Raw genomic sequence first — 14,534 nt, forward strand, 5'->3', positions numbered from 1 at the left:
TGTAACAGTAGCCCCACGAGCGCTCTGCAACAACGAAAAAATGTTGCTGTGGATAACTGCCTAGGAGGGGCCGTACGGTAATTTGGGACGGTGCTGATCTCTGACCGCGATATACGTGCCGAAATAGACTCCCAGCGGATCGTGCTCGAACCGTACAATTCCGCGATGGTCCAGCCGTCGTCCGTGGATGTTCGGATCGACAAGTTCTTCCGCCTGTTCGATAACCACAAGTACGCCCACATCGACCCCGCCGAGGAACAGCCGGAGCTTACGCGCCTTGTGGAAGTGGAGCCGAACGAGCCCTTCATCCTGCACCCGGGCGAGTTCGTCCTGGGGTCCACGTATGAGACCGTCACGTTGCCGGACGACATCGCGGCGCGCCTGGAAGGCAAGTCCTCCCTGGGCCGGCTGGGCCTCCTGACCCACTCCACGGCCGGGTTCATCGACCCCGGATTCTCAGGCCACGTAACCCTGGAACTGTCCAACATGGCCACCCTGCCCATCAAGCTGTGGCCGGGCATGAAGATCGGCCAGCTGTGCTTCTTCAGGCTGACGTCCTCTGCGGAGCATCCCTACGGTTCGGGCGAGTACGGCAACCGCTACCAGGGCCAGCGCGGTCCCACTGCAAGCCGCAGCCACCTGAACTTCCACCGCACGGAGATTTAGCAGGCAGCGGAAGCGCCCGCACCGCCCCCACGCAGGGGCGGCGCTGGCCTCAGGCGTTGGCGGCCACGCCAGCGGGCGGCTGGGCGGCCCTGACAGGCCCCACAAACCGGGCCGCCAGCGGACCTATGACCGCCATCAGTAGGACATACGCGGTGGCAAGCGCCGCCAGTTCCCCGGGGACCGCCCCGGAAGCAACTGCCAGCCCCGCAATGACGATGGAAAATTCACCGCGTGCGATCAGCGTGGCTCCGGCGCGCAGGCGGCCGGGCCGCGCAATGCCGGCGCGCTTGGCCGCCCAGATGCCCGTCGCCATCTTGGTGGCGGCCGTGATGACGGCCAGCACCAGGGCCCAGCCAAGGACCGGCGGGATGGATGCGGGATCCGTATTAAGCCCAAACGCCACAAAGAAGATGGCAGCAAACAGGTCCCGCAGCGGCTCGAGGATGCGGGTCGCGTTGTGCGCCGTCGCGCCTGAAATAGCGATGCCGAGCAGGAATGCTCCCACCGCGGCGGAAACCTGCATGGCCGAGGCTATCCCGGCCACCAGCAGCGCGGCGCCCAGCACGTTCAGGAGGAACACTTCCGAGTTCTCGCTATGGACGGCCTTGGACACGTGGTGCCCGTGCCGCAGCGCCACCATTAGCACCACACTCACCACTGCCAAGGCGATGCCAACGCTGGTGAGACCGCCGAGGAAGCTGACGCCGGCCAGGATGGTGGTCAGCACGGGAAGGTAGACGGCCATGGCCAGGTCCTCGAACACCAGGATGGACAGCACCACCGGTGTTTCCCGGTTGCCTATCCGGCCCAGGTCTGTGATGACCTTGGCTGCAATCCCCGATGAGGAGATGTAGGTGACGCCGCCCAGCACCATGGCGCCCACCCCGCCCCAGCCCAGCACGTAGGCCAGGGCAGCACCGGGCAGGAAGTTCAGGACCAGGTCGAGCACACCGCCCTGCCAGGAGCGGCGCAGTCCGGTGAAGAGTTCCGTCGCGGTATATTCCAGCCCGAGCATAAGCAGGAGCAGGATCACCCCGATCTCACCGGAGACGTGCGCAAATTCCTTCATGCCGTCAAGCTTGACGATGCCGCCGGCACCGAACGCGAGTCCGCCCAGGAGGTAGAGCGGGATGGGGGACATTCCGACCCGTCCGGCCACCCTGGCCAGCAGGCCAAGGCAGAACACAACAGCCCCCAGTTCAATGAGGGTCAGGGCCAACGGGTCCATGGCGACCTATCCGTGACGCAGGATATTAGCCGCCGCGTCAAGGCCTTCCTGGGTACCCACTGCCACCAGCAGGTCGCCGGTATGGAGGACGACGTCGGGTCCCGGCGACGGGAGCACCTCGCCTTCGCGCATGATCGCCACGATGGAGACGCCGCACCGGGTGCGGATGCACGCCTTACCCATGGGCTGGTTCTGGAAGGGGGAGTCCGGGGCAATGGAGAACTGCCGGGTAACGATTCCCGGGACGTCCTTGTGCTCCTCTGTAAGTTTCATGGCCAGGTGCTGCCCGCCCAGGAGGTTGCCGAGGGTGGCTGCTTCTTCGGTGGTGAGAGGGATGGATGCCTGGCATGTGTCCGGATCATCCCAGGCCGAGACAATGAGTTCGGTCTGGCCCTCGCGCCGCTCCACCACGCCGATCCGGCGGCCTGAGGCGGTCATGAAATCCTTGCGCCGGCCCAGACCGGGAAGGTTGGTTTCGTCCACGTTCATGGTTCCAGACTAGTCTGCCTGGCCAGGGCTGGGGGCGGGGCCCGAGGATTCCCGCAGGACCAGCCGCATGCCCGGAGGGCCGGGCTCCGGAGCGGGCGCGCGTCCCGGGTTCAACGCTGCGAGCAACTGCTCCATGGCCCGACTGCCCTGGGCCTCCAGGTCCATGTGGACGGTGGTCAGGGACGGGACCAGGAACGCGGATTCAGGATGGTCGTCCCAGCCGACGACGCTGATATCGGCGGGAACCCTGAGGCCATGGTCGTGCAGGGCACGGATGGCCCCGATGGCCAGATGGTCGTTCGCGGCGAAGATGGCAGTGAAGGAGGGTTTGGCCAGGAGGATTTGCCCGGCGGCGTATCCGGAGGCGGCGCTCCACTCCGCTTCGGCCACTCCGCCGTCTTCAAGCCCGGCGTCGTGCACCGCCTTGCGGTAAACGGCCAGGCGGTTGCGGGCTGCGGGCCATTCCTGCGGGCCCGCGATATGGGCGATCCGCCGGTGGCCGAGGCCGGCAAGGTGCTCCACAATAGCCTGCGCCGCAGAGCCGTCCGAAATGCGGCCCTGGCCGCGCATCTTGTCGTCATACTCGCCGGCCACCACCACGGGGATGCGTTCCTGCGCCTGCAGGAGATCCGTCCCGGAAATGGGCACGAAGGACAGTGCCCCCGCGAAAGGCCCGCCGTCCAGGATGCGGCGGAGCCGCTCCGTCCGCTCCGGACCGGCACCTTCCAGGGCGACGACGTCCAGGTGGTATCCGGCTTTCCGGGCGGTTGCGGCCGCGCCATTGAGCATCCGGGACGGAAAGTATGGCGAGGATCCGGGCACCAGCGCCAGGAGCCGGTAGGCGGCCTTGGTCCGCAGCGATCGGGCGGTGAGGTTGGGCGAGTAGTTCAGTTCCGCCATGGCCCGTTCCACCTTCTCCGATGTGGAGGCCTTCAGCTTGGAGCGGTCAGCCATGTACCGGGAGACAGTCTGGTGGGAGACGCCGGCCAACCGCGCCACTTCGTAGATCGTTGCTGCACGGGCAGGCGGCCGGGTTTCGGCGGGGGACGGCGTCACAGCCTGGAATCCTCCCACGTGGTGAGGCGCCCGCACATGCCGAACCCCTCACCCGCGCGCTGTTCGGAACTGGCCACCGCTGCCCCCGCCAGGGACGCGGCCGAGCCGTCTGCCAGCTCGCGGAGTGCCTGCTCCGTTGCCAGGACCTGGCTTTGGACGTTCGCTGCCCAGAGTTCAGTCCAATGCCCGACGCGCGGGCGGACCAGGCGGGCGGCCGCGCGGTGGAACTCCTGGAGCGCCGGAGTGCCGTCCCGCAGCACGGATGTATGCAGTTCGGCGTATCCTTCCAGGGCGAGGTCGCGCCGCCTCCGCGCTGCCGCTGCAACGTCGCTTTCCTCCGCACCCCGGGGCAGCAGGGCGTGCGCGGCGTACAGGTCCGGGTCCTGGAGGATGCGGCGTGGAAACGTCAGGACGGCGTCTCCGGCCTCAGGCAGGCCCGCGTTGGACATGATCACGTTGAGCGTGAGGCCGCCCCTGTTTACCAGCCGGTGGACGGTGCCGGGGCTGAACCACACCAGCGATCCGGCCGCCAGCCCAAGTTCCTGGACGCCTCCCATCGAAATGGTGTGCACCTCTCCCGTGCCGCCCGTGACCACGTACGCCTCGGAAGACACCGTGTGGAGGTGCGGGGAGCCGCCGCACAAGCCGTCGGTGGATTCCCAGTCGTACACCCGAAGCCCGGTAACTGCAGTGCCGCCGGGAAAGCCCGGCGCCGGGAGGAGCTGGTCCATCCGGCTGTCCACCGGCCGGCCGTTCATGTCCCTGCCGGGGACGCCGGGGCAGCCACCAGGATGCCGCGGGCGGCCGTTGCCAGTGCTTCCGCCCTGTCCTGGTCCGATGCGCCGTCCGCAACCACAACGCCGTACCGGAAACGGAGGGTGGCACCTGCCTGGAACAGGACTTCCTTGCTGAAGAACGGGGCAGGGCCCATGCAGGCAAACGGCTCGGACCGGGCGAACCACTCCGGCTCCGGATGGACGCTGCCGGGATCGTCAACCATCACCAGCGTTGAATAGCGGCAGGTTTCATCGTGCTGCCCCACGAAGGAAAGCCAAGGGGCCCGCTGGCCGCGGAGCTCCTCGCCGGTGGCGCCGCCGGGTCCCATGATGGTCCCGCCCGCGAAGGAGCGGGGGCCGCGCCAGAACAGTCCGCCGTATCCTGCGTTCTCACGGCCCTCCGTGGTGGGGGAACCGATGTGGATGTCCTCGCCGGAAACGTTGGTCATGGCGGTGTCGAAGACGAGGGTGTAGCTGGCGTCCGCCCCCGGCACCACCTGGAAGGACCGATCCTCCTCGACCACGAGCGAGCCCTGCTGGGTCATCCACTGCAGCCTGTGCGCAAAATTGAACGTGCCGTCGTCGTCCGTTGCCGTTGTGGTTTCCCGGTGCCGCATGGCGCCGTTGTTGGGCAGCCATTGGTAGTCCTGGCCGCGCCGGTAGCTGGGGCCGCCCCAGAAGTTGTCCGGGCCAAGGTGCGGCAGGGACCAGGCGATGCCTTTGTGCCACACATGGTCGTGCGGGCGGTAGGCGCTCACCAGGTCGCCTCCCCTGGTGCGGACCGGATGGAAGTACGGCCGGGGCGATTCCGCCTGGGGATCATCGGCAGCATAGGTGTAGGTAAGGACGGGCACGCCGTCCAGTGAGATTTCGACGGCGGCGCCATTGTCCGTCCAGCCGAGCTGGTGGGCGGGGGCTGGGGCGGCAGTTGTTCCGGGGGCGGTGCTCATGCGTGGCTCTTTTCCAGTTTCCAGGGTTCCAGCCGGCCGTCGGCACGGTCGAAGAACGGGTTTCCTTCAGTGATGTCGCCGCGGCGGACGGTTTTGCCGGTGATCGCGGATGCGTAGATTGCGGCGGCGAGCTCCATGGTGGGGTAGGCGTCAGCGAGCGTGACCGGCGGAACGGTCCCGGTGCTGACGGCTTCGATGATCCGGGCATATTGCGCGGAGTGGCCGCTGGGTGCGCTGGCCGGGCCGTCCGTCCACGCGGCGGCGAGGTGCTCCTGGCCGGGTGCCGGGGTAAAGCGCCAGTTCGAGTCGTCGTAGCCGTAGAGGTGTTCCAGTTCCACGCTGGCATGCTCGTAGTCGAACCGCAGCTGGGAGGTTTCCCGGGGCGAGATCACGGAGTTGATGACGGTGGTCAGCGCGCCCGATTCGAACCGCACGATGGCGGTGGAGACGTCCTCTGTCTCCGTCCGGCGGGCCAGCTTTCCGGCGAATGCCGTCACTTCCTGCCAGGGCCCCCACAGGTGGAGAAGGAGATCGAACTGGTGGATGCCGTGCCCCATGGTGGGTCCGCCGCCCTCAACGTCCCATTGGCCGCGCCACGGAACGTCAAAGTACGCCTGGTCCCGGAACCAGAGGGTGTTGCAGAACCCAGTGAGCGGGCTGCCCAGGGCTCCGGACTCCTGCAGGTCCGCCAGCTTGCGGGCGCCCGTACCAAAGCGGTGCTGGAAGATGCAGCTCACCCGCCTGCCCGTGGCGCGTTCCGCTTCCTGGAGCTCCCGCAGCTGCCGGAGCGACAGGGCGGGCGGTTTCTCCAACACCACGTCCATGCCCAGCGCCATGGCTTCCAGGGCCACGGGGGCGTGCGACGACGGCGGCGTGCAGACGGCGACCAGGTCCAGTCCGGTTTCCGCTGCGGCGGCCAGGGTGGGGGCGGTCTGGCCGACACCCACCTTTTCCGCAAATTCTGTTGCCCTGTGGGGGTCGATATCCACCGCCACCACGAGCTCCGCGCCCGCCAGCTTCAGGGCTTCCGCATGTGCATGGGCAATGCCGCCCGTGCCGATGATTCCCACGCGGGGACGATGTTGGGCCTGTGTCATGGTGCTCCTCGTCATTGAAAGGATTCATGTTATCGATCACAATTATGTGATCGATAACATCGTGCGTCAAGAGGTCGGCGGGGAGCCCCACGTAAAACGTGTGGGCTGTCAGGCGGCAGGCACGACGGCGATGGGCGCCCGGTCCGGCGACTTGACGGGCAGCAGGACGAGCAGTCCGGCCAGCAGCACGACCATGATGCCCAGGATGCCCCAGCGCTGCGCCTCGCCCGGCGCCACCAGCGGGGCCGCAAGGGTGATGCTGAGGGTGAAGAGCGCTGGTGCCAGGAAACTGACGGCGCGGCCGGTGGTGGCGTAGAGGCCGAAGAGTTCGCCGGACTCGCCGTGCGGGGCCAGCCTGGCCAGGTAGGCGCGTGATGAGGCCTGGGCGGGCCCCACGAACAGGCACAGGAAAAGCCCGAACACCCAGAAGGTGGTGCTGCCGGCCCAGGCCATGCCCAGGAAGGTGTAGTCGCCGTTGCCGAGCACCAGGATGACGCTGCCCGCAACCAGGAGGCCCACCAGCGAACCGATGATCACCCTCTTGGGGCCGATCCGGTCGTCCAGCAGGCCGCCAAGCACTGCACCCGCTGCGGCCACGACGTTGCCGAAGATGGCGAAGAAAATGACCTCGGACAGCTCAAAGCCAAAGGTTCCCGCAGCGATGATTCCGCCGAAGGTAAAGACGGCGGCCAGTCCGTCCCGGAAGACTGCGCTGGCCAGCAGGAAGTAGATGGTGTGGGGGCTGGTGGCGTAGATGGCCTTGATCCGGCGGAAAAGCAGCCCGTAGCTGGCTGGCAGGCCCAGCCGCTTCGCCGGGGCGGCGCGGGGAAGCTCGGGAACGGCGAACAGCACGGGGAGGGCGAAAATGAAGAACCAAAGGGCCGAGAAAACAGCCACCAGCCGGATGTTCAGGCTGTCCTCGGTGGACGCGCCGAACCAGTCGAAGCTGGGCTGGACGAACAGTTGGAGGACTATGAGCAGGGCAACGATGCCGCCCAGGTAACCCGCTCCCCAGCCGAATCCGCTGACCTTGCCGATGTTCCGCGGCGTGGAGATCTGGGCGAGCATGGCGTTGTAATTGACACCCGCGAACTCGAAGAACACGTTGCCCAGGGCTATCAGGGACACTCCGAGCAGCAGGAATTCCGGCCGCGGGAAGACGAAGAAGCACAGGGCAGTGAGGATGGCGACGGCGGCCGTGTTGACTCCCAGCCACAGCTTGCGCCGGCCGCCTGCGTCGGAGCGCTGGCCGGTGACAGGAGCAAGCAGGGCAATCGCCAGGCCGGCAACTGCCAGGGCACCTCCCAGGACCGCCGAGGCCTGGTCTTCGCCGCCGAAAGCGTTGGAGGTGAGGTAGACGGTGAAGACGAACGTTGTCATCACGGCGTTGAAGGCTGCGGATCCCCAATCCCATGACGCCCACGCCAGGATGCGGCCTGTGCTGGTGCGCTGGTTCCCGGACTCAAGTTCCGAGGACGGCTGCGTTGCCCCTGGAGCGCTGGCGCTGTTCATAGGATGCATCGTATCCGCCCGTGGCGAACAGGAGGCGGAGCGAACCCCCGGGGATACCGGGCTCCGCGCCGGGCGCGGCATCCTGCGGGGCGGGGCGGGTGCCGGGGCCTTGATAAACTGGAGCCTCCCGGACCTAACGAATGAACCGCCTGCTCCAACTTTGACAATCGAATCCCTGACGTTGCGGAGATACCAGTGATAACAGTCCTTGCCGTGCACTTTTCGGTGGCTGTGCTGGCTCCGTTCCTCTTCCGGGCCTGGGGCCGCAACGCGTTCTACGCACTCGCAGCTGTTCCTGCCGCATCCTTCATTTGGCTGCTGCTGCAGCACGGTCCGGTCTACGCCGGAACGGGGTCCATCAGCGAAACGGTCCCCTGGATTCCCGGGCTCCAGCTCGAACTTGCCTTCCGCATGGACGCGCTGGCCTGGGTCATGTCCCTGCTGGTGCTGGGCGTCGGGTCGCTCGTGCTGGTTTATTGCGCCAGGTACTTCAAGAAAAAAGACCAGGACCTCGGTGCCTTCGGTGCGCAGCTGCTGGCCTTTGCCGGCGCCATGTTCGGCCTGGTTGCGGCGGATGACCTGCTGCTGCTGTTCATTTTCTGGGAACTGACCACCATCCTGTCCTACCTCCTGATCGGATTCGCCCGCACCAGGCTGGCTGCGCGGCGGTCCGCCTTGCAGGCACTCATGGTCACCACTGCCGGCGGGCTGGCCATGCTGGTGGGACTCATCATGCTGGGCCACACGGCCGGCACCTACCGCATTTCAAGCATCCTGGATCAGGCGCCCGCCCTCACGAGCGGAGCCTCCGGCGCCATGGTGAGCGCCGCCGTCGTACTGATCCTGGTGGGCGCCATTACCAAGTCCGCCCTGGTCCCGTTCCACTTCTGGCTCCCCGGCGCCATGGCCGCACCCACGCCGGTCAGCGCCTACCTGCACGCCGCTGCGATGGTGAAGGCAGGAATCTACCTGGTTGCCAGGCTGGCGCCCGGGTTCTCCGAAACGGCGTACTGGCAGCCGGTGGTGCTGGGCTTGGGCCTGTCCACCATGCTGGTGGGCGGCTACCGGGCGCTGCGCCAGACCGACATCAAGCTCATCCTCGCCTACGGCACCGTCAGCCAGCTGGGCTTCCTCACCATGGTGGTGGGCCTGGGCACGCCGGACGCGGCGCTTGCAGGGCTCGCAATGCTCCTGGCCCACGGGCTGTTCAAGGCCACCCTGTTCCTGGTGGTGGGCATCATCGACCACCAGTCAGGAACGCGCGACGTCCGTAAGCTGTCCGGCGTGTTCCGCTCCTCCCGTGCGCTCGGAGTGGTGGCCGCAATTGGCGCTGCTTCCATGGCCGGAGTTCCCCCGCTGGCCGGGTTCGTGGCCAAGGAATCGGTGCTGGAGTCCTTCGTCCACCACGCGGGAGACGAAGCAGCCGGGCCGTGGGGCATGGTGGTCCTGGCCGGTCTGGTCCTGGGATCCATCCTCACCTTTGCCTACAGCGCGCGCTTCATGTGGGGCGCGTTTGCCGTCAAGCCCGGCGTGGAGCCCACGCCCTTCAAGGCCATCAGGCCCTCTTTCCTCGCCGCGCCGGCCATCCTCAGCCTTATGACCATCATCTACGGGCTGTGGCCGGCACCCGTTGATGCATGGATCCAGCCGTACGCCGCACTGTTTGCCTCCACCGCTCCCGACGCCGGAACGGCCGCTGAGCAGGCCGGGTACCTTGCGCTGTGGCATGGCTTCACGCCGGCGCTGGGCCTGACGGCCCTCACGTTCGCGCTGGGCCTGGCGATGTACTTTGGCCGGGACGCGGTCTCGCGGGCACAGTCCCTGGTCCCGCCGTGGGTGGACGGGGACAAGGCGTACCAGTACACCATCGGCGGGCTGGATGACGCAGCGGTGTGGATCACTGGACGCACGCAGCGCGGTTCGCTGTACTACTATCTGGCCGTCATCCTCAGTGTCGCCTTTGTCCTGCCACTGTCAGTGATCCTGGTGACCGGAAAGCCGCTTCCGGACGGCATCTACCTGGTTGACCCCGGCTCCCCGCTCCAGCTCGTGGTGGGTGCGGGCATTGTGATCGGCGCTTTGGCAGCCGTCAAGGCCAACAAGCGGTTCCTGGCTGTCCTGATGGTTTCCGTCACCGGTTACGGCATCGCCCTGATGTTCGCGCTCCAGGGTGCCCCGGACCTGGCACTGACGCAGATGCTGGTGGAAACCATCATCCTGGTGGCTTTCGTGCTGGCGATGCGCAGCCTGCCGCCCGAGCTCCGCGACCGGACCGGCGGCAAGTACCGGGTGGTGCGCGTGATCATCGGCCTGGGCTTCGGCGTCACGATGGTCTTCGCCGCGATTTACGCCATGGGGGCGCGGATAGCAACGCCCGTGTCCCTGGAGTTTCCGCGTCTCGCGTACGAGGGCGGCGGAGGACTGAACATCGTCAACGTGACACTCGTGGACATCCGGGCCTGGGACACCTTCGGTGAAATCACCGTCCTGGCGCTGGCAGCCACCGGCGTGGCGAGCCTCATCTTCGTCCGGGGCCGCGGCGACAGGATCCTGAACTCCGCCACCGTTGCGGAAGGAACCGTCGGCCGCCACCGGGGAGTTGACCCGGGGAGCCGGGACGCGGCGGCGCTGGCCGTCAGCCGGAAGTTCGCGGCGTCTGCCCGGGATGCGTGGATCGTGGCCGGCCGGACCCTGGCCCCCGAGCGCCGGTCCATCATTTTCGAGGTGGTCACCCGGCTGATCTTCCACTCCATGATCATGTTCTCGCTGTACCTCCTGCTGGCCGGCCACAACCTGCCCGGCGGCGGCTTCGCCGGAGGGCTGACAGCCGGCCTGGCCCTGACCATCCGGTACCTGGCCGGAGGACGGTTTGAGCTCCGCGAGGCCACCCCGGTCAGCGCCGGTGCCCTGCTGGGAATAGGGCTGGCCGTGGCTGCAGCCTCCGGCGCAGTGCCGCTGCTGCTCGGCGGCCAGGTGTTCCAGACCGCCATCATCGAGCTGTGGCTTCCGGTGTTCGGCGACATCAAATTCGTCACCTCCACCATTTTTGATATCGGCGTGTACATCGTGGTGGTGGGCCTGGTGCTGGACGTCCTGCGGAGCCTGGGCGCCGAAATCGATGAACACTTTGAACAGCGTTCCGCCGTGGGTGGCCGGACTCCCGGCGAGGAGCAGGAATTCGCGGGCGACGACTCCGCCACACCGTCCGCACGGGAGCAGGAGCCTGAAGGCGTCGCCTCCGAGACCACCGCAAAGGGCCAACCATGAGCGTAAACCTGACCCTCCTGATCGTGATGGGGGCCCTGTACGCCTGCGGGATCTACCTGGTGCTGGAGCGCAGCCTCACGCGTGTCCTGCTGGGGCTGATGCTCCTGGCCAATTCCACCAACCTGCTGATTTTGGCCACCGGCGGATACTCAGGGCTCGCACCCTTGTACTCAAAGGACACTGCCGCCGGGGATTACAACGATCCGCTTCCGCAGGCCCTGATCCTGACGTCCATCGTCATTTCCTTTGCCGTCACCTCTTTTATGCTGGGCATCATTTACCGCACGTGGGTGCTGGCACGCCGTGACGAGATCCAGGACGACGTAGAAGACCTCCGCGTTGCCGAGACTCCGAGCTTCGACGCAGAGGACGACTCCGAGGTCCCTGCCGAGACCTCAGAGTTCCCGCTCACCATGCTGGGCACCGACGGCCACAGCGTCTCCAACCACAGTGTCTCCAACGACGGCGGCACGGGCCATGGCGGCCCCGGCGAGTCCACCTCGAACGACGGCGCTGCCGGGACAACGCTGCTGGCCGGCGGCCGCGAGATGGCGGCCGAGCAGGCAGCCTCCGAAGAAAAACCCGGCTCCACCAATGTGGCCCCTGGCCCGGAAGGAGGCGGAAAGTGAACCTCGCAAGCCTTGCCCCGCTCGCCGTCGTACTTCCCATCCTGGGCGCCGCCCTGACCTTCATGCTGATCCGCCATTCACGGGCCCAGCGCGCGGTGAGTATCGCCCTGCTCTCCCTCACGCTTCTGCTGGAATGCCTCCTGCTTGCCTCCGTCTGGGACGGCGGCACGTTTGCCGTAACCCTGGGCGGCTGGCTGCCGCCGTGGGGCATCGTGCTGGTGGTGGACCAGTTCTCGTCGCTGATGCTGGTGGTCTCCTCGGCGGTGAGCCTTGCCGTGCTGGTGTACGCCACCGGGCAGGGCATGGCCGACGGCGACCAGGATGCGCCCGTCTCGATCTTCCACCCCACCTACCTGATCCTGGTGGCGGGCGTCTCCAATGCGTTCCTTTCCGGGGACCTCTTCAACCTTTACGTAGGGTTCGAGATCCTGCTGACGGCAAGCTACGTGCTGATGACGCTCGGCGGCACCGGACCCCGCATCCGGGCAGGCGTCACCTATGTGGTGGTGTCCGTGGTGTCCTCGGTGCTGTTCCTCATCTCGATCGCCATGGTCTACGGCGCCACCGGAACCATCACCATGGCGGACCTGGCCATTAAGCTCGGTGAGCTGGACCAGGGCACCAGGACGCTGCTGCACGTGATGCTCCTGGTGGCGTTCGGCATCAAGGCCGCCGTTTTCCCGCTGTCCTTCTGGCTGCCGGACTCCTACCCCACGGCGCCGGCGCCGGTCACTGCCGTGTTCGCGGGCCTGCTCACCAAAGTGGGTGTGTACGCCATGGTGCGCACCGAGACGCTGCTGTTCCCAGGGGACTCACTGAACACCCCGCTGATGGTTGCCGCGTTACTGACCATGGTGGTGGGAATCCTTGGCGCATTGGCACAGAGCGACATTAAACGTCTGCTCTCGTTCACCCTGGTGAGCCACATCGGCTACATGGTTTTCGGCCTGGCCATGTCCTCCGTGGCGGGGCTCGGTGCGGCTGTCTTCTACGTGGTGCACCACATCACCATCCAGACCTCCCTCTTCCTGGTGACAGGGTTGATCGAACGCCGGGGCGGCAGCTCCTCCGTGGACCGGCTGGGCGGCCTCGCCAAGCTGTCCCCGCTGCTGGCACTGCTCTTCTTCGTGCCCGCCATGAACCTGGCCGGGATCCCGCCATTCTCCGGATTCCTGGGGAAGGTGGGGCTCATGCAGGCCGGCGTTGAACTGGGAACACCGCTGGCATACGTGCTGGTGATCGGCGGGGTGCTGACCAGCCTGCTGACCCTGCTTGCCGTAGCCAGGGTGTGGAACCGCGCGTTCTGGCGCAGGCCTTCCGACGCCGAACACCCGGATCCCGTGCTGCTGGCCACGCCTGCCGCCCGCGTCACCGGGCCGGGAGCCAAACCGAACACCGTCACCCTGCTGCCGCGCACCATGGTGGGCTCCACCATCGGGCTGGTGGTCCTGGGCGTCGGGCTGACTGTGTTCGCGGGGCCGCTGTTCATGGTCTCTGACCAGGCCGCGCACGACATGCTCGACAGGTCCTCCTACATCCAGGCAGTCCTGGGCGAGGACACCGACGTCCCACTGGTCCTTACCGCAGGGGGAGGGAAATGAGCCGCCGGCGCATTTCGCTGCGCCAGGAGCTTCCGCTCCTGGTGTGGCTGGTCATTGTCTGGGGGGCCCTGTGGCAGGACTTCAGCCCGGGCAACCTCCTGTTCGGGGCCCTGTTGTCAGTAGCAGTGGCACGCCTGTTCTACCTTCCGCCGGTGGAGCTCAGCGGACGCTTCAACATCCTGCATGCCATTCCGTTTGCGCTGATGTTCCTGGCCAAGGTGGTGATGGCCAGTATGCAGCTCCTGTTCCTTGCCGTGTGGCGGGGTCCCAGGGTGAAGAATGCTGTTGTGGCGGTGACCCTGCGCAGCCACCAGGACCTCCTGGTCACAGCCACGGGCCACGTGATTTCACTGATTCCCGGATCGCTGGTGGTCGAGGTGGACCGGTCAACATCAACGCTCTACCTGCACGCGCTGAACATCAGCTCCCCGCAGGAAGTCGAAAACCTGAAGAACGAGGTGCTGTCCATCGAAGCGGGGCTGATCAGGATCATGGGTACCAGGGATGAGCTTGAGATTTTGCGAACGGAGGCGGCCGCATGATGCAGGTTGTCCTGGCAGTGACCGCCGTGATTTTCTCTCTCGCAGCCGTCGGCGCCATCATCAGGATTTCCCGCGGCCCGTCGCTGCTGGACCGGGTGCTGGCCACGGATGTCCTGCTGGCCATCCTGGGTGGGGCCCTGTGCGTGGACATGGCCGTCAACCGGCACCTGAACAACCTGATGCTGGTGGTGGCCATCTCGATCATCGGCTTCATCGGGTCCGTGACGGTGGCAAGGTTTGTGGCAGACCGGAGGGAGCAGCCCAATGAGTCCTGATTCCACTGGCCTGGATGCCTGGGTGGACGTGCTGTCCGCGGTGTTCATGATTGTTGGGGCCACCATGTCCCTGGGGGCGGCCATCGGCCTGCTGCGGTTCCCCGACCTCCTGAGCCGCATGCATGCCGCCACCAAACCCCAGGTACTGGGCCTGTTCCTGCTCCTGGCATCCATCGGACTGCAGATGCGCACCTTGTGGGTGTGGCCCGTGCTGCTGGTGGCCTGGATCTTCCAGCTGCTCACCGTACCGGTCTCTGCGCACATGGTGGGGCGTGCGGGCTACCGCACCAAGCACCTGCACCGCGAACTCCTCACCTCGGACGAGCTGGAGGCCGTGGTGCAAAAAGCCGCCGCCAAAGCCGCCCGTGAGGACGGTTCCGGCGACGGCTGAGTGCTGATGGCCCCGGGGAGCCGGGAGTGGTGCAAAACATCCCGGTTGGGCGGGG

At 66.6% G+C, this 14,534-nt stretch carries 14 protein-coding genes; 7 read left to right on the top strand and 7 right to left on the bottom strand.

Features of this window, described 5'->3' with window-relative positions; translation table 11 throughout:
* Nucleotides 1-90: 90 nt before the first annotated feature.
* Nucleotides 91-666 carry a dCTP deaminase gene (gene dcd, locus IEX43_RS14295; protein WP_188811987.1) on the top strand — a complete coding sequence of 192 codons (576 nt, stop codon included), beginning with the start codon at nucleotides 91-93 and terminating at the stop codon, nucleotides 664-666.
* 49 nt (nucleotides 667-715) lie between these two features.
* Here the strand turns inward: dcd and IEX43_RS14300 are convergent, their stop codons facing one another.
* The 7 genes from IEX43_RS14300 to IEX43_RS14330 form a co-directional block, all read right to left on the bottom strand.
* Complete coding sequence (locus IEX43_RS14300) at nucleotides 716-1,894, bottom strand: cation:proton antiporter (RefSeq protein WP_188811989.1); 1,179 nt, start codon at nucleotides 1,892-1,894, stop codon at nucleotides 716-718.
* A 6-nt stretch (nucleotides 1,895-1,900) separates the two neighbouring features.
* The gene (locus IEX43_RS14305; protein WP_188811991.1) at nucleotides 1,901-2,383 is read right to left on the bottom strand and encodes a cation:proton antiporter regulatory subunit; all 483 of its coding nucleotides are present in this window, start codon (nucleotides 2,381-2,383) and stop codon (nucleotides 1,901-1,903) included.
* A 9-nt stretch (nucleotides 2,384-2,392) separates the two neighbouring features.
* Nucleotides 2,393-3,439, bottom strand: coding sequence for a LacI family DNA-binding transcriptional regulator (locus IEX43_RS14310; RefSeq protein WP_188811993.1), 1,047 nt, complete (start codon nucleotides 3,437-3,439; stop codon nucleotides 2,393-2,395).
* Nucleotides 3,436-4,170 (bottom strand): cupin domain-containing protein, encoded by a 735-nt coding sequence (locus IEX43_RS14315; RefSeq protein WP_188811995.1) that lies wholly within the window; start codon nucleotides 4,168-4,170, stop codon nucleotides 3,436-3,438. The genes IEX43_RS14310 and IEX43_RS14315 overlap by 4 nt, the downstream gene beginning before the upstream one ends.
* 23 nt (nucleotides 4,171-4,193) lie before the next feature.
* Complete coding sequence (locus IEX43_RS14320; RefSeq protein ID WP_188811997.1) at nucleotides 4,194-5,165, bottom strand: DUF6807 domain-containing protein; 972 nt, start codon at nucleotides 5,163-5,165, stop codon at nucleotides 4,194-4,196.
* Complete coding sequence (locus IEX43_RS14325) at nucleotides 5,162-6,262, bottom strand: Gfo/Idh/MocA family protein (RefSeq protein ID WP_188812000.1); 1,101 nt, start codon at nucleotides 6,260-6,262, stop codon at nucleotides 5,162-5,164. The genes IEX43_RS14320 and IEX43_RS14325 overlap by 4 nt, the downstream gene beginning before the upstream one ends.
* Nucleotides 6,263-6,370: 108 nt before the next feature.
* Nucleotides 6,371-7,774, bottom strand: a complete 1,404-nt coding sequence (locus IEX43_RS14330; protein WP_188812002.1) for an MFS transporter — start codon at nucleotides 7,772-7,774, stop codon at nucleotides 6,371-6,373.
* Between the two features lie 195 nt (nucleotides 7,775-7,969).
* Here IEX43_RS14330 and IEX43_RS14335 point away from each other — a divergent pair, with 195 nt between their 5' ends.
* From IEX43_RS14335 to mnhG, 6 genes are read left to right on the top strand one after another with little or no spacing between them, the layout of a single operon-like run.
* Nucleotides 7,970-11,041, top strand: a complete 3,072-nt coding sequence (locus IEX43_RS14335) for a Na+/H+ antiporter subunit A (protein ID WP_188812004.1) — start codon at nucleotides 7,970-7,972, stop codon at nucleotides 11,039-11,041.
* Nucleotides 11,038-11,670, top strand: coding sequence for a Na(+)/H(+) antiporter subunit C (locus IEX43_RS14340; RefSeq protein ID WP_188812006.1), 633 nt, complete (start codon nucleotides 11,038-11,040; stop codon nucleotides 11,668-11,670). The genes IEX43_RS14335 and IEX43_RS14340 overlap by 4 nt, the downstream gene beginning before the upstream one ends.
* Nucleotides 11,667-13,271: a Na+/H+ antiporter subunit D gene (locus tag IEX43_RS14345; RefSeq protein WP_104188508.1), complete on the top strand. Its 1,605-nt coding sequence runs from the start codon at nucleotides 11,667-11,669 to the stop codon at nucleotides 13,269-13,271. The genes IEX43_RS14340 and IEX43_RS14345 overlap by 4 nt, the downstream gene beginning before the upstream one ends.
* On the top strand, nucleotides 13,268-13,813 hold the full coding sequence (locus IEX43_RS14350) for a Na+/H+ antiporter subunit E (protein WP_188812008.1): 546 nt from the start codon (nucleotides 13,268-13,270) through the stop codon (nucleotides 13,811-13,813). Before IEX43_RS14345 ends, IEX43_RS14350 begins: the two co-directional genes overlap by 4 nt.
* Nucleotides 13,810-14,088 (top strand): monovalent cation/H+ antiporter complex subunit F, encoded by a 279-nt coding sequence (locus IEX43_RS14355; protein ID WP_104188512.1) that lies wholly within the window; start codon nucleotides 13,810-13,812, stop codon nucleotides 14,086-14,088. Before IEX43_RS14350 ends, IEX43_RS14355 begins: the two co-directional genes overlap by 4 nt.
* Entirely contained in the window at nucleotides 14,078-14,479 is a 402-nt protein-coding gene (gene mnhG, locus IEX43_RS14360; protein ID WP_188812010.1) for a monovalent cation/H(+) antiporter subunit G, read from the top strand. The genes IEX43_RS14355 and mnhG overlap by 11 nt, the downstream gene beginning before the upstream one ends.
* Nucleotides 14,480-14,534: the final 55 nt, after the last annotated feature.

This window comes from Pseudarthrobacter polychromogenes (genome assembly GCF_014644495.1).
Classification (GTDB): Bacteria; Actinomycetota; Actinomycetes; order Actinomycetales; family Micrococcaceae; genus Arthrobacter; species Arthrobacter polychromogenes.